The following is a 20,571-nucleotide window of genomic DNA, read 5'->3' as shown; positions in this document are numbered from 1 at the left end:
ATAAAGGAATATGCATCATCACTAATGCTGCCCCGCTTCCGCCATATCCGCGGCCAAATTGTGAACGAATGGTTAAAGCGGATGGAAAATTCAGCCGAATCAATGTCTTGATCAGTGTTAGAATGGCAATATTATGGCGCGGCCATGTACTTGATAGTTAAGGATCCGTTAATCCCGTTTGACTCTGGTTTTCGCCGGGACTTAGATTCGAGATGACGGGGGATGCTCAGGTATGGATTTCATCCTTGGCTCGTCTCGTCGGGTTCAAACTCCAAAGGGAGAGATTGGCATGAAGAAGCTCATGACGATGACCCGGCAGTTCCGCGACGACGAAAACGGCGCTGCCATGGTCGAATATTCCATCCTTGTCGGCATCATCGCCGCAGCAGCGATACTTGCTATCCTGGCGATCGGCGGTTGGGTGACCGGTCGCTTTACCGGCCTGTGCGCCGCGCTGGAAGCATCGCCACTCGGCACCTGCAACGTGGGAACGGGCGTCGGAACCTGATCGCCAGATCACGCTCAGGCCCGGGTCCCATCCGATCCGGGCCTGAATCCAATCGCGACGGGCGAATTCCCGCACTTTAGGCTTGGGGCGTGGGGCTTGGGCTATGCGTGCTAACACACTTATCATGATCGTTCTTGCGGGCGTGTTCGGCGTCCTGGCGGTGGTGCTCGCCAATGTCTGGCTCGCCAGCCAGCGTAGTGCCATGGCGGAAGCAAACGGAATCCAGCGCGATACGCTTGTGGTGGCAGCGGTGGCGCTGAAATTCGGCGACACACTGTCGGCCGACAAGCTGCGTGAAATCGCCTGGCCTGCAGGTGCCATTCCGGCCGGAGCTTTCAAGACGACGAAAGAGGCGCTGGCTGGCGAAGGCACCAAGCAGGCGCTGCAGGCGATCAGCGCCAACGAGCCTGTTCTCGCCACCAAGATCACCGGTCCCGGCCAGCGTGCCACGCTCTCCGCGGTGCTCGGCGAAGGCATGAAAGCCGTCTCTATCAGGGTCAACGACGTGCTCGGCGTCGCCGGATTTGTCTTTCCCGGCGATCGTGTCGACGTACTTTTAACGCGCACGGCGCGTGGCGAAGGCGGCGCGGATAAGAGCTTTGTCGACGTGCTGCTGCAGAGCATGAAGGTGCTCGCCGTCGACCAGGTCGCCGACGAAAGCACCGACAGCCCGACGGTGGTGAAATCGGTCACGCTCGAGGCCAGCACCAGGGATGCACAGAAGCTTACCTTGGCCGCCGGTGCCGGCCAGCTGTCGCTGGCGCTTCGCCAGGCAGCCGCCAGCGAGGGCGAGACGACCCAACGCATCACGCTTTCCGACCTGACCGGCGACACGCCGGCCGACGTCGCCGCCAGGGAGGCCGAGCTCGCCAAGCAGGCAATAGCCGAAGCTGAGGCCGCGGCCGAGCGCAAGCGCGCGGACGACAAGATCAATGGGCTGACCCAGGCCGTGGAACGTGTGGGAAGCAGGCTCGACCTGTTGAGCAGCGCAAAACCTGCTCCGGCAGTGGCCTCAGCACCCCAGGTGCAAGAAGTAGTTAAGGAAGTGATCAAATATGTGCAGCCGGAGCCGCCGGCGCGTGCGACAATAGGCGTTTTCAGGGGTGTGAAGCTCGAATCCTACGACGTGCCGCGACAAAAATTACGCTAGGGTATTACCGAACGAGTCGGTAGGGGGGTAGTCTAGATGCGAATGTTTCGGGGACCACTGGCGGCTGCTGCGCTGGCCTGTTCGGTGATGCTATTGCCGATCGATCTTGCAGCTCATGCAGCCGACCGCAGGATCGATGTATCGAACCCCAGCGTCCACCGTATTTTCCTGCCCATGTCCCAGTCGGTGACGATCCAGGTGAACGCCACGCTCGGCGACATCGTCGTCGGCGACGAGAAGATCGCCGACGCCCAACCAATGACCGACCGGACGCTCTATGTCATCGGCAAGAGTGCCGGCACCACCACCGTCAACCTCTTTTCCGAGGACAAGCGCTCGCTTGGCGTGATCCAGATCGAGGTCGGCGTCGACGTGAGCGACATGGCGCAAGCGATCCGGCAGGTGGCGCCCAGGGCGCGCATTGATATCGGTTCGGTCAACGGCAAGGTAAGGCTTGGCGGCCATGTCAAGGACGGCGCCACGCTGGCGGCGATCATGCAGGTTGCCCAGCAATATGGCCCTGACGCGATCATAAACGCAGTGACCGTCGACGACAGCCAGCAGGTTAACCTGGAAGTGCGCGTACTGGAGGCCAAGCGCAATGCCGGCCGCGATCTTGGCGTCTCAATCAGGAGCACCAACGGCAGCGGCACGACCCGCACCGGAACCGGAATTGCCGCCGTCGACGAGGATGGTGTCGTGCTGGGGCCGGGCAATCTGCTTACCGGCCTTCTTTCGAACACCAACCCGTTCGCGGCGCTAATCACCCGCGTCATCGACAGCAACATCAAGGTCGACCTGATCATCGAGGCGCTCGAGGCCAAGGGCGTGGTGCGCACCCTTGCCGAACCCAACCTCACCACGCTGTCCGGTGAGCTGGCCAGCTTCAATGCCGGCGGCGAAGTGCCTATCCGCACCCTGAACGATGACGGCGAGATCAGCATCGAGTACAAGCAGTTCGGCGTCAATCTGCTGTTCACGCCGGTCGTGCTCAACGACGACAAGATCAACATCAGGCTGGCGCCGGAAGTCAGCGACCTCACCGGTTTCACCACCGCCGGAGACCCGATCTTCACCAACCGCAAGCTGTCTACCGTCGTCGAACTGCGCGACGGCCAGAGCTTCGCGGTCGGCGGGCTTTTGTCCAGCAAGAACACCAAGCTCCAGAGGCAGGTGCCTTGGCTCGGCCAGGTGCCGATCATCGGGACGCTGTTCCGGAATTCGAGCAACCAGAAGGAAGAGACCGAACTGGTCGTGATCGTGACGCCACGTATCGTGCGGCCGGTAAAGCCTGGCGAGCAGTTGGCGACGCCGTTCGACAAGACACGGCCGGCCAACGACCCGGAACTCTTCATCCTCGGTCAGCTCGAAGTGACCAAGGACATGGTTCGCAAATATGAGCTCGGCGAAGGTGTCGTCGGCCCCTATGGCCACATGCTCGACCTCAAATCCAAGGACAAGATGATCTATGTCAAAAAATAGCGCCTTGATCCTGCTTTTGTGCGCCGGCGTGCTGACGGGCTGCGCCGACTATCTGAATCGCTACGAGACGGTGACGCTGGCGGCAGGCGACACGCAGAAATACAATTCGCTTCTGCAGACGGTCGACCCGCTCAATCCGGCCTCTAGGAACACGACGATCAAAGGCGACGGCGTGCGCGCCGCCGCTGTCGCTGAGAGCTACAGAATTCCACCGCCACCACCGCCGCCGCCAGCCATTACGGTCAATGTCGGCAACACCGGGGTTGAATAGAAGGATGCGGGTTCAGCGTCAGGCAAGGCGACTGGCGTCAGGGGAGCTAAGAGTAAGGCCATGTTGCGGATTGTTCGCGCGTTCTGGCACGATCAGAGGGGAATAGCGCTGATTCTGGTCAGCGTCACGCTGCCGGCGATCATCGGCTTTTCGCTGCTCGCAATCGATATGAGCCGGGTAAACAACCTCCACAACGATCTTCAGAAGGGCGCTGACGCGTTTGCGCTCGCGGCGGCAGCGGAACTGGACGGAAGCAGCGGTTCCTGGGCGCGAGCCGAACGCGCCATGGCGACGCTCGTGGACAATCAAAGCAACTTCTCAACGGCAGGCAGGTTCACTCTCACCTCCGGTCAGCCGGGAGGCACGCAGCGCTGCAACAGTGCTGGCAACATTTCCTGGTGCTTCCTCAAAGCGATCCCTGCCAACGACGGAACCAAGATTACAACCGCCAATCAGGCCAACTATCTTGCAGATGCCAACCTGGCTGTCGGACAGGCGGAAACACGGTTCATCCAGGTGACAGTCGCTCCCCAAGGGTTTGCCGCGATCTTTCCCGCCTCATTTGTGACATCCGGCGCCAGCGACAGCTTCAATGTCGGGGCAGTCGCGGTAGCGGGCTTCACCTCAGGCGTCTGCGATTTCACACCGGTCTTTATGTGCAACCCCTATGAGATGGTGAACGGGACAAACAATGCCGGGGGTTATACGCTTGAGCAGGCCGTTTCCAATCCGGCTGTCCGTCGCCGGCTGATCGAACTGAGGAAGGTCGGAAACGGGGCTGCGGCCGGTCCGGGCAACTTCGGCTTCCTCGAGCCTCCGCCAGATGTGGGAAATGGTGCTCAAGCACTGGCCCAGACGATCGCAACGTCGACGCCGATTGGCTGCTACAATTCCGCGAACGTAACGACGAAGACCGGTCAGAATGCCGGCCCGGTGCAAGACGCCTTCAACGTTCGTTTCGGGATTGGAGCTAACGGCAACCACTTCGACAGCCCCGAATACGGTCCGGCCGCCAATGTCCGAAAAGGCGCGATACGGACCACAGGCAGCGCCAATCAATGCCCTTCCATGAACCAACTTTCATTCACCGAAGCTGGAACGATGGGCCTTCCGCGCGATGCGACAACGCCGTATCTGGGCGGCAGGATGGGCGACGGAAATTGGAACTTCTCCGGCTATTGGAGCACCAACTTCGGTTCCGCTGCCTATCCAACCGCATGGGACACGACCAAGCCAACGCGCTATGAGGTTTATCGATACGAGATATCGAACGGGTTAGTAGCGACCGCATCGACCGGTGGAGAGATCGGAACGCCGGCCGCAGCTTGCCAACCGCCTGTCACGACAGTTGATCGTCGGTTGCTTTATGGCGCGATCCTGAACTGCACTGCACTCGAAGCTGCTGGCAACGGCCTGTCCGGCCATAGCACCAATCTGCCGGTCGAAGCCTTCGGCAGTTTCTTCCTCACTGAACCCGTGCCGTCAGCATCAGAGGACGCGTCGGTGATGGTCGAACTGGTCGACGTAACCGGCGGTGCCGGCCAGGGCACGCTTGACAATTTCCTTCGCGACGAAGCCCAGCTCTACCGGTGATGGCGATGATCGCAGCGCTGTACCATCGTCTCCACAGATTTCGACGCGAGCAGCGCGGCACGGCTCTCGTCGAAATGGCGCTGATCGCGCCGCTGATGCTGATCCTGTCGGCGGGCGTGTTCGAGTTCGGCAATATGATCCACCAAAAGCTGCTGATGGAGGCCGGCCTGTCTGACGCGGCACGCTTTGCCGCGCGCTGCAACAGCGAGTTGTATACCAAGGCCGGGCTGGCGGCGATCAATTGCGCCGATATCGCCACAAACATCGCGGTGTTCGGCAATGCTGCGGGGACAGGGAGTGCGCGCATCGTCGGCTGGCAGAAGGCGAATGTGACGGTGACCATTGCCGCTTCAGGCTCGTGCCATGACGCCGTGGTCGCAGGTGTCACCCAATATCGCGCTACCACCGCACAGGTCTGCATCGTCAGGGCGGCGGGGACGTTGGCCTATAGTGGCATCGGAATGCTGTCTCTGGTCCGCATTGGCTCCATGACGCTAAATAGCTCTCACGAGGAGCGGTTGATCCGGTTCTGATCATGATCAGGGGTTTCGCAAAATCGGAAGGCGGCGCGACGACGGTGGAGATGGCCATCGTATCGACACTGCTGTTTGCCCTTGTTCTCGGCTTCGTCGATTTCGGTTACGCCCTCTATCAGTGGAACGCTGCCAACAAGGCCGTGCAGCTCGGCGCACGTCTGGCCTCGATTTCCGATCCGGTTGCCACCGCGCTAGCTACAGCCGCACCGACGACGGCACCGGGCGCCCCGGTGGTTGCTGCCGCTTATGGACCCTTCGCCTGCACATATACCGCCGGCACGGGCGCTTGCAGCAATGGCGGCACGTTCAATGCCGCCAATTTCAGCCGTATCTTCCGCGGCGATACGGCAGTCACCAATGACGACGCCTGTGTCCCGCTGGCGACAGACCAGCGGCCGGGTATGTGCCATTTCTTTTCAGGCCTGCGGCGCGACAATGTCGTCATCACCTATTCCGCCACCGGCTTGGGCTATCAGACCCGGCTGGGCGGGCCGGTGCCGACAATCACCGTCAGGCTGCAGAACCTGACCTTCCAGTTCTTCTTCCTCGGCGGCCTGCTCGGATACGGAAACCTCACCCTGCCCTCGATGCTCAGCACGGTCACGGGCGAAGACCTGAGGAGTACATCGCCATGAACGCCATCAACACCAAGGTCCTCCCGACCAAACGAAAGCAGGTGGCGCTGTTTTCGTCGGATCCGCAGTTCAAGCGCGAGGTGGCGACGCGGCTGGACGCGCTGGCCATCTACGACGTCCGGATTTCCGAGACGGTTGACTTCCTCAATGGTCCGCCGCCCGAGACGCGGCCGGGCATCGTCATCCTCGACCTGGCCAATGGTGAGCTGCTCGGCATGCCCGGCATCGTCGCGGCTCGCGCCTTGTGGGCATCCGTGCCGCTGATCGCGGTCTCCGACGAATTGACTTCCGAACAGACGCGCATCCTGGTCCGCATGAACGCCTCGGACTGGCTGCACAAGCCGCTCGACGCCAAGGAGCTGCTGAACGCGGTCACTTTCCACGACACCGGCAACCAAGGCACCAAGAGCCGCATCATCACTTTCATCAGCGCCAGCGGCGGCGCCGGCGCCACGACGCTCGCTTTGTCGGCGGCGGAATTCCTGGCGTCGAAATCCACCGAACGCGCGGCTTCGACCTGCCTCGTCGACCTCGATTTCCAGAGCGCCAATTGCGGCGCCTACCTCAACCTGTTCAACCAGTTCGACCTGGCCGGCATTATCGGCCAGCCGGAAAGACTCGATGTCGAACTGATGGACGTCATCAGGCTTTCGCGTCCGTCCGGTCTGACCCTCTATTCATTCGAGAGGCCACAATTGCCGTTTGAGCCGCAGGGCGCCGATTTCGTGTTCCGGCTGCTGGACCTCGTCGCCTACCGGTTCGACGACATCGTCATCGACCTGCCGAATATCGAAACCCCCTGGCAGAATTCCGTGCTTTCGACGAGCGACGAGATCTTCATCGTCTTCGAGCTCAACGTCGCCTCGCTGCGGCAAGGCAAGCGGCTCTACACGAAGATCCGCGAGCTGCGCGGCAATGCGGCGAGCATCACGCTGGTCGCCAACAAGCATAAGCGCAAATGGTTCGGCAACCACTTTTCGCGCAGCGAACTCGAGAAGATCTTCAAGGCGCCGCACATCAAGTCGGTCAGCTTGGACAATGCGCTGCTGACCGACGCGCTGAACCGAGCCATCCTGCCTTCCGAAGTGGCTGGGCGGGCGCGTTTCAACAAGGACCTGAAGCGGATGTTCAAAGAGCGGCTCGATGACGCAGCCCGGTAGATACCGCATCGTCCCGAGGCTTGCCGGCGCCTGCATCATAGGCCTGGCGTTGGGGATGCCGGCCTGGGAATTCGCCCATGCCCGGTCCGCGCTGTCGGACCGGCCGCCGCTGCCGGCAATGGGGCCCAGCCTGCGCAAGGCGGTTGCTCTCCAAACCGCGGAACGGCCCGGCACGATCATCATCCGCAAGGACGAGAAGGCACTCTATCTGGTGACCCGGCAGGGCGGGGCGCTGCGCTACCAGATCAGTGTCGGGCGCGACGGCTTTGGCTGGACCGGCATCGTCAAGGTCGGAGCGAAAACGGAATGGCCGGAATGGCGCCCGCCTAAGGAAATGCGCGCCCGCCAGCCGGAGCTGCCGGAAATGGTGCCCGCCGGTCCCTATAATCCGCTCGGTGCCAGGGCACTCTATCTGCTGCGGGACGGGCGCGACACGCTCTACCGCATCCACGGCACCAACGATCCCAAGGGCATCGGCTTCGACGGAACATCGGGATGTTTCCGTCTAACCAACACCGATGTGATCGATCTTTTCAAGCGCGTCTCGGTCGGCGCAAGGGTGGTGGTCCAATGACGATGATCACCGACCCGGATATGCCAGCGATCGACATTGGGCCGGCAACCCACACTGGAGGGCAAGCTGTCGTGGGGAAACCAAGCAATGCAAAGATGATCGGCGTTGTCGCCGTCGGCGCCTTGCTGATCACGGCGGTGAACATAACGGCCGCGGTCTATTTCTACCGCGGCATCAACGATCTGCGCTTTGTCGAACGGCGGCTGGAACAACTCGGATCGTTCGAGCAACGGATCGCAGCCCGGCTTGAGACGGTCAACAACGGCTTTCAAAGCCGGTTTGAAAAACTGGACGGTCAACTGCAGGGCAGCTTCAACGAAGTCAAAGGCAGTATTGCCCGGCTTGAACAGGAGCTGCCCCTGGCCAGTGACGACGACATGTCGAGCATCGCGGAGCCTTCCGTGGTCACGACCAGCACCATGGCGGATGCAGCCACCGATCTCGAAGAAGCGACCGAACCCAGTATCGTCGAAGCGCCGCGCCCGCCCAAAAAGAGGATCGCGGCGGCGCTGCCCCCTGCCCCAAACTCGTCCTACCAGCGCATAGTGCAGCCTGACGGCAAGGTCCATTACAAGAAAATCAATTAGAAGCGACAGACATCGAGAGATCGGTTGTGCGCTCAGCTGGATTCCGAGCTGCCGTCGCCTTGTTGGCAATGCCGATCGGGAGCGCGATGGCTGTGCCCCGAGCTAGAGATCCCGCTGCAGAGCACAAAGCCGTATGGCGAGCGCTTGGGAACGCTGTCGCGCTTCGACAAGAAACGCAACATGACAGTAGGCGCAGGCCGCAGTGCCCAGAAGCAGCACCAGGCTGTTCTGCCATGTGAAATCGAGGATCAGCGAGAATGGATGGCCGCTGGGCGCGGTGAATGCCGCAATCGTGCTCGCTGTCTCAGAATGGCTGCTGGAAGCGATCATCAACCCGACGAAAAGCAGAGCGACGTGGTTGGTAAGGAAGAAGAACGCGGCCGATTTTCTCGTCCGGCAAGCCATCCAGCAGACGATCGACGCGGCGGTCACGATGGCGGCATCAAGGACCATTGAACCGCCCAGATAAAGGTCGACCTGCTGCCAGAACATCGTCGACAAAGGGCGTAGTTCAAGCCAGATCCGCCACATGACGGGACTGGCCGGATAGGTTCCCAGCAGGAACGTCGCTGCTCGCTCCCCTGCCAGAATCAGAAGGATGAGAGCTGGAAAGGCAAAGAGCAGTAGCGGCTTGCGCGTCATGTTCCCTCGACAATCCAAGCAGAATAGGCTGCAAAGATTGCGCGAGGCTTAATGGACGGCGCGCTCTTCCCGAATAGAGGCGCTTCTGAGCCACGGCCCCGGTGAGTCGCGGCAAGCAACATTGATCATAGGCGCAGGCGTCCTGCCACAACGTAGCGAGCCGCCGCTATGTGCCATTTTCGCTACATTCCCGAAACTTACCTGTTTTAAGCCGGCGCTGAATCAATAAACCCTCACATATTCCAAGAATTTGGCGGATAATCTGTCAAAGCTCGGTGAGAAGGCTTGGCCAGATAAAACGTACAGAGCAGAAGCGTGGGTGGGGCAGAAATGGATACGACAGCCTGGTCGATCAAAAAACGGGTGGGCCCTTTTACCAGGTACGTGTCACGACAGACAAATCGACGCTCGAACGGGATGGAAAGGCTTGTTCCATCATCCCGGCATGATCTGCTCAGTCGACATCAAGACGGGACGCAAGACGATCCTGAGTTCACTTTTGAAGCCGATCAACAAGGCGCGTCAGGAGGCTATGAGTGAGCGCTAGCGCCACCTCTCCCCCCACCAATCCTGATCCACTACTCCTGCCGCTCGCCAACGAGGATTTTGCACTGGAATTCCGAGTTGTGGCGCGTGGCGGAATGCGCCGCGGGATCCGCCTGGAGCGGGCTTTTTGGATATCGCTGAAGCGGATGGCCGAGAGCCGGAAATGCACGATCGGCATGCTGATCGATGAGATAGCCGGAACTCAGGCACAGAACGGCAACCTGACATCGGCAATCCGGGTAGCCTGCATACGCGGTCAGGCGGAGCAAAACGTAACGTTGAGTAAGCTCGCGTCAATAAGGACGATCAACGCCATACTGGTTGCCTGCCCCTCGCCTGCATTTGCCTTGACGTCATCGAAGAAGATCCTGACTTTCAATGTTCCGTTCCAGCAACTGGTGAAGCGCCAACTGCCTTCCGGACCAAACGACGATGCGCGGCACGACCTCAAGCTGGCGCTGGACCTCAACGTTGCCGACATTTTTGCGCGCCTCGACCTCGACGGCGACACTCCGGTGACCAGCGGATTTGCCATCGGCGCCGGCGAACGCCAGTACCGTGGTCAGTTGAGCGCCGTGCGGGCGCCGGTGATCGAGCCGGAGCTGCTGATAGCGTTCGTCTTCGGCTAGACCGGTTCCGGCAGTACTGAGCGGCAATCCTGCAAGACGCGTTGTGTAATTTTACGGGGATCATAGCCTGCTCCGAATCTTCGCCAGGAGCAACGACGACGCCCTTGATGTCGGCCAAAATCCTCACAGTCGCCAGCCAGCCGCTCGATCGCTACGCGGGGAACCGCCGCTTCAGCCAGTCGAGCATGAGGGCGGTGACCTCCTCAGGCTTCTCCTGCTGGGACCAGTGTCCGCAACCAGCGGTTACATGTTTCTTGCTGGCCAATGGGTCGGTTCGCTGACGCTGATTACCCGGGCGCCTGCGCCACTCACACACGCCGGCCGGTTTTCGCGTCGAACAGGTGGGCGCATGCGCGATCGACTTCGATCCGCACCTGCGCGCCTTGCTTGAGCGGCAGCCGCTCGCGGAACAGGCAGGCAATTTCCTCGCCGGCGCAGTCGACCTTGGCGAAGATTTCCGAGCCCGTGGCCTCCAGAAGCGTGACCGTACCTTCCATGCCCTGGGCGGGCGCGATCCCTACTGTCCGGTCGCGTCCGCGTAGAGATCGAGAACTCGGGTGATGCTGCCGATCAGAAGGTCGTGCGCGATGGGCTTGACCCGGCCTGTCGCAACCTCGGCATCGAGCTGCCCCAGATATTGCCTGATCAGAGGCCGGGGAATGTCCTTCTCACTCAGCACGTCCAGCAGCGTCTGTGTCGCGCGCTGCGCCGCCGGCGTCGGCCAGTAATAGCGGATGCGGTCGCTGAACGAGAAATGCCGCTGCACGCGCTGCTCTTCCGGCGTGCCCGGATAGTATTTCTGCCAATTGTCCGGCGACGCCAGCATGATGCGTTCCATCGCGGCAGGCAGGCTTTCGCGCGAAGGGTCCGGCGCGAGCATATCGGCGATGTGGCTGAGCCCATACAGCGCTTCGCGAAGCGCGAAGGTCAGCCAGGGGCCGACCTTGAGGATGGCAAAACCGTCGCGAACGAGAGCGTTAAGCGCTTCGGCCGGCTGGTAGTCGGTCGAATGCGCCTCAAAAACAAATTGCGGCATGCGGTCGAGCACGGCCACGAGTTCAGTCGCCTTGGCCGGCGCATAAGGCACGATTTCGGTGTTGCCGAACTCGACTCCCGGCTGGACGACGACGCCTATCGCTCGGCCAAAAGCGGCCTCGAGCCCGGCGCGGGAAAACGCTCGGGCGTGTACCTCCACCGTTCGCAGGGCATCGTCGGGCGCCGTCACATGCAGACGGTCGAGCGCCTCCAATGCACCGCCCGGCACCGGCACTTCGGTGCCGATGACGTAGACCGGTTTTTCGCCGCCTGCCCGCTCGACCGCCGCCTCGGCGATTTCAGCAAGTTCGGCCGCGCGCGCGGCGATCGTTTCGTCGGCAAGCACGGCTGGATCGTCGGCGCAGGCCATGCTCGTATCCAGATGCATCTTGGTGAAGCCGGCGCTCGCATAGGCGTCGATCATCGCCCCCGCCTTCTTCATCGCGGCGGCCGCAGCCATGTGCTTCCACGGATTGGGTCCGAGATGATCGCCGCCAAGGATCAGGCGATCGACTGGGAAACCCGCTTTCAGCGCATGCGCCTCGACGAAGCTGCGGAAGCCGGCGGGCGTCATCCCGGTGTAGCCGCCCTCGTGGTTGACCTGGTTGCAGGTGGCCTCGATCAACACATCCGCGTGCCGCGCCGCGCCGTGGCGCAGGGCAGCCTCGATGACCAGCGGATGCGCCGAGCAGACCGAGGCGATGCCGCTTCTCTCGCCTGCGGCGCGCCTGGCCGCAATGTTCGCAAACCTTCGCGTCGCGTCACTCACTGCGTGTTGCCCGTGGCGATGAATGCCTCGACCGCTTCAAGCGGGAAAATGCCTTCCATCGGCCCCTTGCGGGTGACGGCAAGGGCACCGCAGGCATTGGCGATCCGCAGGGCTTCGGCAGGAGCCGCCCCGCGCAGCCAGAACGAGACGAAGGCAGCACCGAAACAATCGCCCGCGCCGGTCGGATCGACCTCGTCGACGGCAAAGCCGGACGAGGCGACCGCACCGTGGCGATCATGGTAAACGGCGCCGGCGGCGCCTTTCTTCAGGACGATGCAGGACAGGCCACGGGCCAGCAATTCGTCGACAGCGCTCTTCTCGTCCTTCGCGGATGAAAACAGGAAGAGCTCCTCGCCGCTCGGCAGGAAGATGTCGGCTCGCGCCAGCACATGGTCGAGCGCCGCTAGCATGCCGGACGCCTGCATGATCTCCCGGCGGACGTTCGGGTCGAAGGACACGGTTCCACCCCCGGCCTTGACGGTCTCGATCGCCGACAGCGCCACCTCGATGGCGCGGTCGGAAAACAGCGATGAGCCCATGACATGGACGTGATCGGCACTGGCGAGCAGCTTTGTTGCCGCCCCATCGGTCTCGATCCGGCCGGAGGCGCTGTTGCGGATGTTGAAGACAAAATGCCGGCTGGCATCGGCCCGGTAGGCGACGAAGGCGGTGCCCGTCGCATGGCCCTTGTGAACCGCGATCGCCGACACGTCGGCGCCCAGCGCCCGCAGCCGCTCTATATTCAGCCTGCCGAAAACATCATCGCCGACGGCGCCTATGAGACCGGCCGGCTGGCCGAGCGCCGCCGCCTGGCCGATGAAGATGGCGGGCGCTCCGGACGGGTAGGGTCCAAGCAACGGACCAGGCTCGAGAAAGCTCTGGTCGATCCGCTCGGCCATGATCTCGACCAGAATCTCGCCGGCACTGACCAGCTTCTTCATCTCGCGGAATCCCTCCCGGCGTTTCGCCCCGGCCTCGCTTCGGATGAACCGCGCGAGCAGTTTCCGGGTGATACGAATTTCGAATTCGCCCACTGGAAGTGAATACGGGTTGTGCTTTTTCGCGTCAATTAATAAATTTACGCATGGAAACTGATAGAATTATCTGTAAAGTTTCGACTTGCGGTTGCATGCTGGCGCACAGTAAGTAGGGAACCCGGCAGCGCTGAGGAACGGCGCGAGGGATCAATGCCGATGACGCACAAGACGATGGAGGATTTTGCTCGCTCTTGCGGCGTCTCCAGGCCGACATTGTCGAAATATTTCGACGATCCGACCAGCGTCAAGCCGGCGACACGTCAGCGGATCGAGGTGGCGCTGCGCTCGTCCGACTACCAGCCCAATCTCTTTGCGCGCAACCTGAACCGCAAGCGGACCCGCAGCATAGGCATTGTGGTGCCGACGGTCGCCGATCCCTTCTATTCCGAGATGGTCAGCCGAATCGAACTCAGGCTGCGCGACGAAGGCTACTGGCCGATCGTGATCTCCTCGCACGGCTCGCGCGAGCTCGAAGTGGAAGCGACGCGAACCATTCTTTCGCTAAAAGTTTCCGGCGCGCTGATCGCGCCGCTCGGCCTGCGCTCCGACCATCGCACGCTGGAGAAGCTGACGCAGACCATACCGATCGTCTATTTCGACACCTATCTGGAGGGCGACACGCCGTTCGTCGGCAACAACAACAGCCAGAGCGTCTCGACCATCGTCGATTATCTCTGTCGTTCCGGTGATGCCCCGGTCTATTTCGACATCCCGCACGTCAACCACAATTCGCGCGAACGCCTGGACAGCTATGTCGGCGCCATGCAGCGGCTCGGACATGAGCCTGCCATCATCGGCAATACCGATGACTACACCTGGGATTTCGAACGGATCGGCTACGAGCAGATGGAGGCGATGCTCGCCCGTGGCGGCCTGCCGGGCAAGACCATTCTGTGCGCCAACGACCGTCTCGCCTTCGGCGTGATGGCCGCCGCCTACTCGCAAGGCCGCAAGGTCGGCCGCAGGGGCGATTGCGACCTGCGGGTCGCAGCCCATGACGACCATCCGCTGAGCCGCTACACCTGCCCTGCCCTCACCACCATGGCGCAGGACTTCGCTTCGATGGCAGGACGCAGCGTGGAGACGCTGCTGGCCATGCTGGACGAGGACGACGCGACAGTTTCCCCCAAGGTCAGTCTCGACGCGACGCTGGTCATGCGTCAGTCGGCCTGAGCGTTTCCAAAGACAGGATCGAAGCCGCGCCATGCGGCAACCGCTGCGCCGACCGCTTGCCGCGCCGCCGGACCATGGCGGCCCATCGAGACGAAGCCGTGGATCTGGCCGGGCCAGCGCCGCACGACGACCGGCACGCCGTCATCCGCCAGACGCTTGGCATAAGCCTCGCCTTCGTCGGCGAGAATGTCATGACCAGCGATTGCGACAAAAGCCGGCGCTGCGCCGGCAAGGCTTGCGGCCTTGAGCGGCGACACGCGCCAGTCGTCGATATCGCCGGCATGGTTGATATAGTGGTCGCGGAACCAGGCCATGGTCGCCGATGTCAGGCCATAACCGTCGGCAAAGCGGCGATAGCTGTCCGCCGCCTGCGAGGCGTCAGTGTTCGGATAGAACAGCAGTTGCGCGGTCGGCGGGTTCTCGTCACCGCGCACAAGCAGGCAAAGCACTGTAGCGAGATTGCCGCCGGCGCTGTCGCCGGCGACAGCGATCCTTCTCGCGTCGATGCCGAGATCGCCCGCGCCATGTTGCATGAAGGAAAGTGCGGCGCGGCAATCTTCGATGGCCGCCGGAAATTTGTGTTCCGGCGCCAGCCGGTAATCGGGAGAGACGACTACGCAGGCCGCCATATTGGCAAACCACCGGCAAATCTCGTCATGGGAGTCGAGATTGCCGATCACCCAGCCGCCGCCATGCAGATAGAGCAGCGCCGGGGCAGCGGCCCCGCTCACGCCGTGTCCGCGATAGATCCTGAGCGTCAACGGGCCGCCGGGTCCGGTGATGGTGTGCTCGGTTAGTGAGTCGACCGGCTCGCGCTCGCCCTGGAGTGCCGGAAAGCCCTGCTTATAGGCGCGGCGCGCTTCTTCGGGCGTGCCGGCTTCGAATGGCGGGGCAGCCGCCTGCCGGTCGAGGTCGAGCACGTGCCGGGCCTCCGGATCGAGCAAGGGCAAAAGCGATGTCGTCATCGTAAGCGCTCCGATATCAGGCAAGCAGGCTAACCGCTTCGTCCTCCTGGAGGAGTTGCGGCTGATCGACGGTTGCGTTGACGGCGACGGACTCGCGGCTCGCTCCCGAAGCAAGAATCGCTTCCATAATCTCCAGTACATGCAGCGCAAGATCGCCGGACGCACGCGGCTTTCTTCCGGTTGCCAGTGCGCGCGAAAGGTCGGCGACGCCGAGCATTCGGTAGTTGGCTCGGTCCGGCGCGGCATAGGGCCAATTGCGCGCGCCATAGAGTTCGCTCTCACTGTGGAAGTCGGCCCAGTCGGCCCCACGTTCCGACAGCGAGACGGTGCCGCCGAACGTGTCCGGATCGGGCAGCCTGAGCGAGCCTTCGGTCCCATGCAGCTCGATCGGATGGTTAGAGTGCCTGAAGACATCCCAGGAGGCACCGAAGGTGACGGTGGCGCCCGAGCGGAACTCCAGCAGCGCCAGGATATTGGTCGGTGTGCCGACCTTGAAGCTGGTGTTCCGATAGGGGCCTTCGGCAGTGATCAGCCGCTCCTCCTGGCCTCGCGTCGCCATCGCCATCACGCGGGCCACCGGCCCGAGCAAATTAACAAGCATCGTCAGGTAATAGGGCCCCATGTCGAAGACCGGTCCGCCGCCCGGCTGATAGTAGAATTGCGGATTGGGATGCCAGTGCTCCATGCCGCGCCCCATCATGAAGGCGGTGCCGGTCACCGCACGGCCGATTGCGCCCTCATCCATGAGGCGGCGTGCCCGCCGTCCGGCGGCGCCGAGGAAAGTATCCGGAGCCGAACCCAGCAGCAGCCCGCGCTCCGCCGCCTCGGCGACAAGGCGCCGGCCGTCGCTGGCCGAGGTCGCCAGCGGTTTTTCGGTGAAGACGTGCTTTCCCGCCGAAAGCGCCGAAAGCGAAATGTCAAAGTGCGCCGCCGGGATGGTCAGGTTGAGGACGAGGTCGATCTCAGGATCGGCCAGGAGCGCTTCGACTCTGACCGCCCGCATACCGTATTCGCTCGCACGCAGCGCCGCCATGTCGGGCGATATGTCGGCGCAGGCGCGCAGCTCCACCTCACCGAACAGAGCCGCATTGCGTAAATAAGTCATCGAGATGTTGCCGCACCCGACAACGCCAATGCCGAGCTTAGCTGCTGATTTTCCTTGCATTTTCTAATTCACCTCCCGACGTCGCAACGCTCTGGCTGAACCAATGCACCAGCAACGGACCAGATTCGAAAGCCGCTTTACAGCATTTTAAATGTTGACGCGCGTAAAATTTTTATGGAACATGCGGAAATGCTGGCTGGGCGGCTGCCAGCGCAAGGAGGATAAAATGACTGACATCAAAAAAGGGCCGGTCTCCGGCTCGAAGCCTGTGGCGCATGTGACGATCGCCGACCGCCGGCAGTTTCTCATCGGCAGCGCCGGGCTGCTCGGCGCGGCGACACTTGGCCTCGGCACCGGGCTGGGCGTTCGCCGGGCTCGCGCGCAGTCGCGGGCCGAAATCAGCTTTGCCAGCGCCGCCTTCTTCGGCAAGGAGACCTTCGGCGACCTGATCAAGGCCTTCAACGAATCGCAGGACCGCGTTCTGGTCAAGAACATCGAGCTGCCGCCGCCGAGCTCATCGACGGAAGTCTATCAGGGCCTCGTCCAGCAGCTCGCCCGGCGTACCGGCACGCCCGACGTCTTCAGCCAGGACGTGATCTGGATCGCCGGCTTTGCCGCCGCCGGCTGGGCGCTGCCGCTCGATGAGTACTTTCCGGCGGACAAGCGCAGCGCCTACTTCTCCGGGCCCCTCAATGCCTGCACCTATGACGGCAAGCTGACTGCCCTGCCCTGGTTCATGGATTCGGGCATGTTCTATTACCGCAAGGACGTGCTGGAAAAGCATGGCGGCAAAGTGCCGGAAAACTGGGCCGACATGGCGACCATCGCCGCCGCCGCGCAGAAGGCCGGCGACGTCGATTTCGGCTATCTCTGGCAGGGCAAGCAGGCCGAGGTTCTGGTCTGCGACGCGGTCGAGATCATCACCTCCAACAATGGCGCGATCCTGGCGCCTGACGGCAAGTCATCGCTGATCAACCAGAAGGCCGCAGTCGACGCGATCCAGTTCCTGCACGGCACCATCGCCACGAGCAAGATCAGCCCGCAGGACGTCCTGTCCTGGGACGAGGAGCCATCGCGCCAGCCGTTCACCTCGGGCAAGGCGATGTTCATGCGCAACTGGTCCTATGTCTATCCGATCGCCCAGGACGCCAAGGCCTCCCAGGTGGTGGACAAAATCGGCGTGGCACCGCTGCCGTCCTTCCCCGGCGGCAAGAGCTCGGCCTGTCTCGGCGGCTACCAACTAGGCGTCAACGCCAACTCGAAGCAGCGCGAAGCCGCGATCGAGTTGCTGACCTGGCTTTCGTCGACCGAAACCCAGCATCGCATCGCCCTAAACTTCGGCCTCGCGCCGACGCGGTCGGCACTGTTCCAGGACGAGAAGATCAAGACCGAACAGCCGTTCATGGCGAGCCTCGAGAAAGTGTTCACCGGCGCCACCGCCCGGCCGATTACGCCCGAATATGCGAAGGTGACGCTGGCCTTGCAATCGGGCATCTCCAAGGCGCTGGTCTCAGGCAACGTCCAGGCCGAGATGGACGCGCTGGCGACGCAAATCGACCAGATCGTCGGCTGAACCATGACCGCGGCGGCCACTGTTTCTGGCATTGGCCGGCCGCGGCGGTTTGGCAAGGCGCTTCCAGTCTCATTGTGGGCCTTGCTCCTGCTGACACCGGCTTTCGTGTCGCTGGCGTCGGTTTCCTTCTACCCGATCATCAGCGGGCTTTATCTCTCGCTCACCAACACCTCGCTGATCACCCAGGAGAACGAGTTCTCGGGCTTCTCCAACTATGTGCAGCTATGGGGTGACGCCCAATTCTGGAATGCCTGGTGGCACACGATGTGGTTCACTACGGCATCCACGATACTTGAGACCGTCATCGGGCTCGGCATGGCGCTCATCCTGTGCGAGGCCTTCAAGGGCCGCGGCCTGGTTCGCGCCGCCATGCTGGTGCCCTGGGCGATGCCCACCGTCGTCACCTCCAAGATGTTCGGCTGGCTGTTCGACGGCCAGAACGGCATTATCAACTATATCCTGCTGCATGCCGGGCTGATCGATCAGAACATCAACTGGTACGGCTCGCCCGACACGGCAATGATGACCATCATCATCGCCGATGTCTGGAAGACCACCCCGTTCATGGCGCTATTGCTTTTGACCGGGCTGCAGACAGTGCCCAATTCGCTGATCGAGGCGGCGCGCATGGATGGCGCAAAAGGCTGGACCACCTTCTGGTACATCCGTCTGCCGCTGCTGATGCCGACATTGCTGATTGCCGGCCTGTTCCGCGCACTCGACGCCTTTCGCGTCTTCGACCTCGTTTACGTGCTGACCGGCGGCGGTCCGGCCGATTCGACCGAGACGCTGTCGACGCTGTCCTACAAGGTGCTCTTCTCGACGCTGCAATTCGGCTATGGCTCCGCCGTTTCGACGGCGATGTTCGTCACCGAAGGCATCATCGCACTGGTATTCTGCCTCTATCTCATCAGGCAGATCAGGAGGGCGCAATGAACGACACGCGTTCATCGCTGCAGACGATCGCCATCTATCTCGGCGCCTTGCTCATCCTTGTCTGGTCGGGTGGCCCATTCCTCTGGCAGTTCTCGACATCGTTCCAGCTCGACAAGGCGCTGACATCAGGTTCGCCATCGCTAATCCCCGCGCCTTTTACGCTCGAGCACTACTACAACGCCTTCATCGAGAAGCAGCTGCACCGCTATGTCTGGAATTCGCTGGTGGTCTCGCTGGCCACGACATTCCTGTGCCTCTTCGTCGGATCGCTGGCCGCCTTCGCGCTGTCGCGGCTCAACGTCAAGGGCCGCTTCGGCATCCTGATGGTCATCCTTTCGGTGTCGATGTTCCCGCAGATCGCGCTGGTCGGGCCGCTCTATCTCGTCGCGACCAATCTCGGCCTGCTCGACACCTACACGGCGCTGATCATCACCTACCTGGCGCTCGGGCTGCCGCTCGTCACTTGGGTGCTGTTCGGCTATTTCGAGACGCTGCCGCGCGAGATCGATGAGGCGGCGCGCATGGACGGCGTCAGCGTTCCCGGCCTGCTCTGGCACATCATCCTGCCGATGTCGCTGCCGAGCCTGGTGACCACAGGCCTGCTCGCCTTCATCACCGCATGGAACGAATTCCTGTTCGCCCTCGCCTTCACCTCCAACATCGATCGCCAGACGATCCCCGTCGGCATCGCCAACTTCACCAACCTCTATTATGTGCCCTGGGGCGACATCGCCGCAGCTTCGGCCGTCGTCACCGTCCCTTTGATCGTGCTGGTGCTGTTCTTCCAGCGGCACATCATCGAAGGGCTGACGCAGGGCGGCATCAAGGAATGAAAGGATGAACGTGAAAGACCTGAAAGTCGGCTGCCAGACTTTTACGTGGGAAATGCTCGGAGGCGGTTTTGCCGGCGGTCCGGACGATCTGCTTAAAGCGATCGCTGACGGTGGTTATGCCGGCATAGAGATCACCGACACGATGATCGGCCGCTATGCCGACAGGCCGGCGGAATTCGCCATGGCGCTGGAGTCGGCTGGCTTGACGCTCGTCTCCTTCGCTTTCGGCTCGAATAGCGGCTTTACGCTGAAGGACAATATCGGCGCCGACCTCGAAACGGCGCAGCGCTGGATCGATTTCGCCGCCGCATTTCCTGGCGCGCTCGTCTCGATGGGCTCGGCTACCTCCGTTTCCGAAGGACCTCGTGACGACAAGTTTGCCATCGCGGCCGAGGTCTACAACAGGGCCGGCGAACTCGGGCGCAAGGCCGGCGTCGACATCGCCGTCCATCCCAGTTCCCACCACAACACGCTGCTATTCGACCGTGCCGACTACGACCGGATTTTCGCACTGATCGATCCGTCGCTCGTAGGCTGGGTGCCCGACACCGGCCACATCTTGCGCGGCCATGAAGACATGATCGACACGCTCACCACATACCGGGACCGCATCCGCTACATCCACCTGAAGGACGTCGATGCCGGCGGCAAATGGGCGATGCTCGGCAAGGGCGTCTGCGACACCCAAGCTGTGATGGATGTCGCCGGTGCCGCGCTACATTTCAACGGTTGGCTGGTGCTGGAAGAGGAATCCGAGACCGCCGCCGCCGATCCGGCCGCCGCGGTCAAGACCAACCGCCAGACCATGCGCGACTACGGCGCGTGAGGAAGA

The 20,571-nt window shown here is 62.1% G+C and carries 22 protein-coding genes and 1 pseudogene; 17 read left to right on the top strand and 6 right to left on the bottom strand.

Annotated elements, in window-relative coordinates; all coding sequences use genetic code 11:
• Nucleotides 1–289: 289 nt before the first annotated feature.
• From A9K68_RS07050 to A9K68_RS07005, 10 genes are all read left to right on the top strand, one after another.
• The gene (locus A9K68_RS07050; protein WP_029348654.1) at nucleotides 290–508 is read left to right on the top strand and encodes a Flp family type IVb pilin; all 219 of its coding nucleotides are present in this window, start codon (nucleotides 290–292) and stop codon (nucleotides 506–508) included.
• Between the two features lie 103 nt (nucleotides 509–611).
• A complete protein-coding gene (gene cpaB / locus A9K68_RS07045; RefSeq protein ID WP_065007405.1) occupies nucleotides 612–1,658 on the top strand; it encodes a Flp pilus assembly protein CpaB in 1,047 nt (348 codons plus the stop codon).
• Between the two features lie 36 nt (nucleotides 1,659–1,694).
• A complete protein-coding gene (locus A9K68_RS07040; protein WP_065007406.1) occupies nucleotides 1,695–3,140 on the top strand; it encodes a type II and III secretion system protein family protein in 1,446 nt (481 codons plus the stop codon).
• A complete protein-coding gene (locus A9K68_RS07035; RefSeq protein ID WP_065007407.1) occupies nucleotides 3,127–3,411 on the top strand; it encodes a hypothetical protein in 285 nt (94 codons plus the stop codon). Before A9K68_RS07040 ends, A9K68_RS07035 begins: the two co-directional genes overlap by 14 nt.
• Nucleotides 3,412–3,471: 60 nt before the next feature.
• Nucleotides 3,472–5,004 (top strand): pilus assembly protein TadG-related protein, encoded by a 1,533-nt coding sequence (locus A9K68_RS07030; protein ID WP_065007408.1) that lies wholly within the window; start codon nucleotides 3,472–3,474, stop codon nucleotides 5,002–5,004.
• 74 nt (nucleotides 5,005–5,078) lie between these two features.
• Nucleotides 5,079–5,537, top strand: coding sequence for a TadE/TadG family type IV pilus assembly protein (locus tag A9K68_RS07025; RefSeq protein ID WP_246811310.1), 459 nt, complete (start codon nucleotides 5,079–5,081; stop codon nucleotides 5,535–5,537).
• Between the two features lie 2 nt (nucleotides 5,538–5,539).
• Nucleotides 5,540–6,175: a TadE/TadG family type IV pilus assembly protein gene (locus A9K68_RS07020; protein ID WP_065007410.1), complete on the top strand. Its 636-nt coding sequence runs from the start codon at nucleotides 5,540–5,542 to the stop codon at nucleotides 6,173–6,175.
• A complete protein-coding gene (locus A9K68_RS07015; RefSeq protein WP_065007411.1) occupies nucleotides 6,172–7,335 on the top strand; it encodes an AAA family ATPase in 1,164 nt (387 codons plus the stop codon). The genes A9K68_RS07020 and A9K68_RS07015 overlap by 4 nt, the downstream gene beginning before the upstream one ends.
• The gene (locus A9K68_RS07010) at nucleotides 7,319–7,909 is read left to right on the top strand and encodes a L,D-transpeptidase (RefSeq protein ID WP_065007412.1); all 591 of its coding nucleotides are present in this window, start codon (nucleotides 7,319–7,321) and stop codon (nucleotides 7,907–7,909) included. The genes A9K68_RS07015 and A9K68_RS07010 overlap by 17 nt, the downstream gene beginning before the upstream one ends.
• Nucleotides 7,906–8,496: a hypothetical protein gene (locus tag A9K68_RS07005; RefSeq protein WP_065007413.1), complete on the top strand. Its 591-nt coding sequence runs from the start codon at nucleotides 7,906–7,908 to the stop codon at nucleotides 8,494–8,496. The genes A9K68_RS07010 and A9K68_RS07005 overlap by 4 nt, the downstream gene beginning before the upstream one ends.
• Before the next feature lie 102 nt (nucleotides 8,497–8,598).
• Here the strand turns inward: A9K68_RS07005 and A9K68_RS07000 are convergent, their stop codons facing one another.
• Nucleotides 8,599–9,138, bottom strand: a complete 540-nt coding sequence (locus A9K68_RS07000) for a hypothetical protein (RefSeq protein WP_065007414.1) — start codon at nucleotides 9,136–9,138, stop codon at nucleotides 8,599–8,601.
• A gap of 338 nt (nucleotides 9,139–9,476) precedes the next feature.
• On the opposite strand from A9K68_RS07000, the pseudogene A9K68_RS06995 reads away from it, so the two are divergent.
• Nucleotides 9,477–9,685, top strand: a pseudogene (locus A9K68_RS06995) (HlyD family type I secretion periplasmic adaptor subunit); the annotation flags it as partial.
• A gap of 94 nt (nucleotides 9,686–9,779) precedes the next feature.
• Nucleotides 9,780–10,313 (top strand): ribbon-helix-helix domain-containing protein, encoded by a 534-nt coding sequence (locus A9K68_RS06990; RefSeq protein WP_348640724.1) that lies wholly within the window; start codon nucleotides 9,780–9,782, stop codon nucleotides 10,311–10,313.
• A gap of 308 nt (nucleotides 10,314–10,621) precedes the next feature.
• Here the strand turns inward: A9K68_RS06990 and A9K68_RS06985 are convergent, their stop codons facing one another.
• From A9K68_RS06985 to A9K68_RS06975, 3 genes are read right to left on the bottom strand one after another with little or no spacing between them, the layout of a single operon-like run.
• Nucleotides 10,622–10,828, bottom strand: a complete 207-nt coding sequence (locus tag A9K68_RS06985; protein WP_281409504.1) for a TOBE domain-containing protein — start codon at nucleotides 10,826–10,828, stop codon at nucleotides 10,622–10,624.
• Between the two features lie 2 nt (nucleotides 10,829–10,830).
• Nucleotides 10,831–12,117 (bottom strand): D-tagatose-bisphosphate aldolase, class II, non-catalytic subunit, encoded by a 1,287-nt coding sequence (locus tag A9K68_RS06980; protein ID WP_065007417.1) that lies wholly within the window; start codon nucleotides 12,115–12,117, stop codon nucleotides 10,831–10,833.
• Nucleotides 12,114–13,058 (bottom strand): sugar kinase, encoded by a 945-nt coding sequence (locus A9K68_RS06975; protein ID WP_065007512.1) that lies wholly within the window; start codon nucleotides 13,056–13,058, stop codon nucleotides 12,114–12,116. Before A9K68_RS06975 ends, A9K68_RS06980 begins: the two co-directional genes overlap by 4 nt.
• Before the next feature lie 246 nt (nucleotides 13,059–13,304).
• Between A9K68_RS06975 and A9K68_RS06970 the strand changes: the two genes are divergently transcribed.
• Nucleotides 13,305–14,327 carry a LacI family DNA-binding transcriptional regulator gene (locus A9K68_RS06970; RefSeq protein ID WP_065007418.1) on the top strand — a complete coding sequence of 341 codons (1,023 nt, stop codon included), beginning with the start codon at nucleotides 13,305–13,307 and terminating at the stop codon, nucleotides 14,325–14,327.
• Here the strand turns inward: A9K68_RS06970 and A9K68_RS06965 are convergent.
• Together A9K68_RS06965 and A9K68_RS06960 are read right to left on the bottom strand one after the other, a co-directional pair.
• A complete protein-coding gene (locus tag A9K68_RS06965) occupies nucleotides 14,315–15,292 on the bottom strand; it encodes an alpha/beta hydrolase (protein WP_065007419.1) in 978 nt (325 codons plus the stop codon). The two genes, A9K68_RS06970 and A9K68_RS06965, sit on opposite strands and share 13 nt — an antisense overlap.
• A 16-nt stretch (nucleotides 15,293–15,308) precedes the next feature.
• Nucleotides 15,309–16,457 (bottom strand): Gfo/Idh/MocA family oxidoreductase, encoded by a 1,149-nt coding sequence (locus A9K68_RS06960; protein WP_065007420.1) that lies wholly within the window; start codon nucleotides 16,455–16,457, stop codon nucleotides 15,309–15,311.
• Nucleotides 16,458–16,623: 166 nt separating this feature from the next.
• On the opposite strand from A9K68_RS06960, the gene A9K68_RS06955 reads away from it, so the two are divergent.
• Genes A9K68_RS06955 through A9K68_RS06940 form a run of 4 tightly spaced genes read left to right on the top strand, consistent with a single transcriptional unit; the run spans nucleotide 16,624 to nucleotide 20,565 of the window.
• The gene (locus A9K68_RS06955; protein WP_065007513.1) at nucleotides 16,624–17,970 is read left to right on the top strand and encodes an ABC transporter substrate-binding protein; all 1,347 of its coding nucleotides are present in this window, start codon (nucleotides 16,624–16,626) and stop codon (nucleotides 17,968–17,970) included.
• A 3-nt stretch (nucleotides 17,971–17,973) separates the two neighbouring features.
• Entirely contained in the window at nucleotides 17,974–18,906 is a 933-nt protein-coding gene (locus A9K68_RS06950) for a sugar ABC transporter permease (protein ID WP_065007421.1), read from the top strand.
• Entirely contained in the window at nucleotides 18,903–19,739 is an 837-nt protein-coding gene (locus tag A9K68_RS06945) for a carbohydrate ABC transporter permease (protein WP_065007422.1), read from the top strand. Before A9K68_RS06950 ends, A9K68_RS06945 begins: the two co-directional genes overlap by 4 nt.
• Nucleotides 19,740–19,743: 4 nt before the next feature.
• Complete coding sequence (locus tag A9K68_RS06940) at nucleotides 19,744–20,565, top strand: sugar phosphate isomerase/epimerase (RefSeq protein WP_065007423.1); 822 nt, start codon at nucleotides 19,744–19,746, stop codon at nucleotides 20,563–20,565.
• Nucleotides 20,566–20,571: the final 6 nt, after the last annotated feature.

This window comes from Mesorhizobium sp. AA22, from assembly GCF_001672375.2.
Taxonomy (GTDB): Bacteria; Pseudomonadota; Alphaproteobacteria; order Rhizobiales; family Rhizobiaceae; genus Mesorhizobium; species Mesorhizobium wenxiniae.
This window is presented reverse-complemented; position numbering and strand designations above follow the sequence as displayed.

Excerpts from the sequence above, each read along its gene's own strand:
- A9K68_RS07010 (WP_065007412.1), top strand. The coding sequence starts at position 7,319 with ATGACGCAGCCCGGTAGATACCGCATCGTCCCGAGGCTTGCCGGCGCC.
- cpaB (WP_065007405.1), top strand. The coding sequence starts at position 612 with ATGCGTGCTAACACACTTATCATGATCGTTCTTGCGGGCGTGTTCGGC.
- A9K68_RS07025 (WP_246811310.1), top strand. The coding sequence starts at position 5,079 with ATGGCGCTGATCGCGCCGCTGATGCTGATCCTGTCGGCGGGCGTGTTC.
- A9K68_RS07030 (WP_065007408.1), top strand. The coding sequence starts at position 3,472 with ATGTTGCGGATTGTTCGCGCGTTCTGGCACGATCAGAGGGGAATAGCG.
- A9K68_RS07040 (WP_065007406.1), top strand. The coding sequence starts at position 1,695 with ATGCGAATGTTTCGGGGACCACTGGCGGCTGCTGCGCTGGCCTGTTCG.
- A9K68_RS06955 (WP_065007513.1), top strand. The coding sequence starts at position 16,624 with ATGACTGACATCAAAAAAGGGCCGGTCTCCGGCTCGAAGCCTGTGGCG.
- A9K68_RS07000 (WP_065007414.1), bottom strand. The coding sequence starts at position 9,138 with ATGACGCGCAAGCCGCTACTGCTCTTTGCCTTTCCAGCTCTCATCCTT.
- A9K68_RS06970 (WP_065007418.1), top strand. The coding sequence starts at position 13,305 with ATGCCGATGACGCACAAGACGATGGAGGATTTTGCTCGCTCTTGCGGC.
- A9K68_RS06940 (WP_065007423.1), top strand. The coding sequence starts at position 19,744 with ATGAACGTGAAAGACCTGAAAGTCGGCTGCCAGACTTTTACGTGGGAA.
- A9K68_RS06945 (WP_065007422.1), top strand. The coding sequence starts at position 18,903 with ATGAACGACACGCGTTCATCGCTGCAGACGATCGCCATCTATCTCGGC.
- A9K68_RS07050 (WP_029348654.1), top strand. The coding sequence starts at position 290 with ATGAAGAAGCTCATGACGATGACCCGGCAGTTCCGCGACGACGAAAAC.
- A9K68_RS06975 (WP_065007512.1), bottom strand. The coding sequence starts at position 13,058 with ATGAAGAAGCTGGTCAGTGCCGGCGAGATTCTGGTCGAGATCATGGCC.
- A9K68_RS06950 (WP_065007421.1), top strand. The coding sequence starts at position 17,974 with ATGACCGCGGCGGCCACTGTTTCTGGCATTGGCCGGCCGCGGCGGTTT.
- A9K68_RS07005 (WP_065007413.1), top strand. The coding sequence starts at position 7,906 with ATGACGATGATCACCGACCCGGATATGCCAGCGATCGACATTGGGCCG.
- A9K68_RS06960 (WP_065007420.1), bottom strand. The coding sequence starts at position 16,457 with ATGCAAGGAAAATCAGCAGCTAAGCTCGGCATTGGCGTTGTCGGGTGC.
- A9K68_RS07035 (WP_065007407.1), top strand. The coding sequence starts at position 3,127 with ATGTCAAAAAATAGCGCCTTGATCCTGCTTTTGTGCGCCGGCGTGCTG.
- A9K68_RS07020 (WP_065007410.1), top strand. The coding sequence starts at position 5,540 with ATGATCAGGGGTTTCGCAAAATCGGAAGGCGGCGCGACGACGGTGGAG.
- A9K68_RS06965 (WP_065007419.1), bottom strand. The coding sequence starts at position 15,292 with ATGACGACATCGCTTTTGCCCTTGCTCGATCCGGAGGCCCGGCACGTG.
- A9K68_RS06990 (WP_348640724.1), top strand. The coding sequence starts at position 9,780 with ATGCGCCGCGGGATCCGCCTGGAGCGGGCTTTTTGGATATCGCTGAAG.
- A9K68_RS07015 (WP_065007411.1), top strand. The coding sequence starts at position 6,172 with ATGAACGCCATCAACACCAAGGTCCTCCCGACCAAACGAAAGCAGGTG.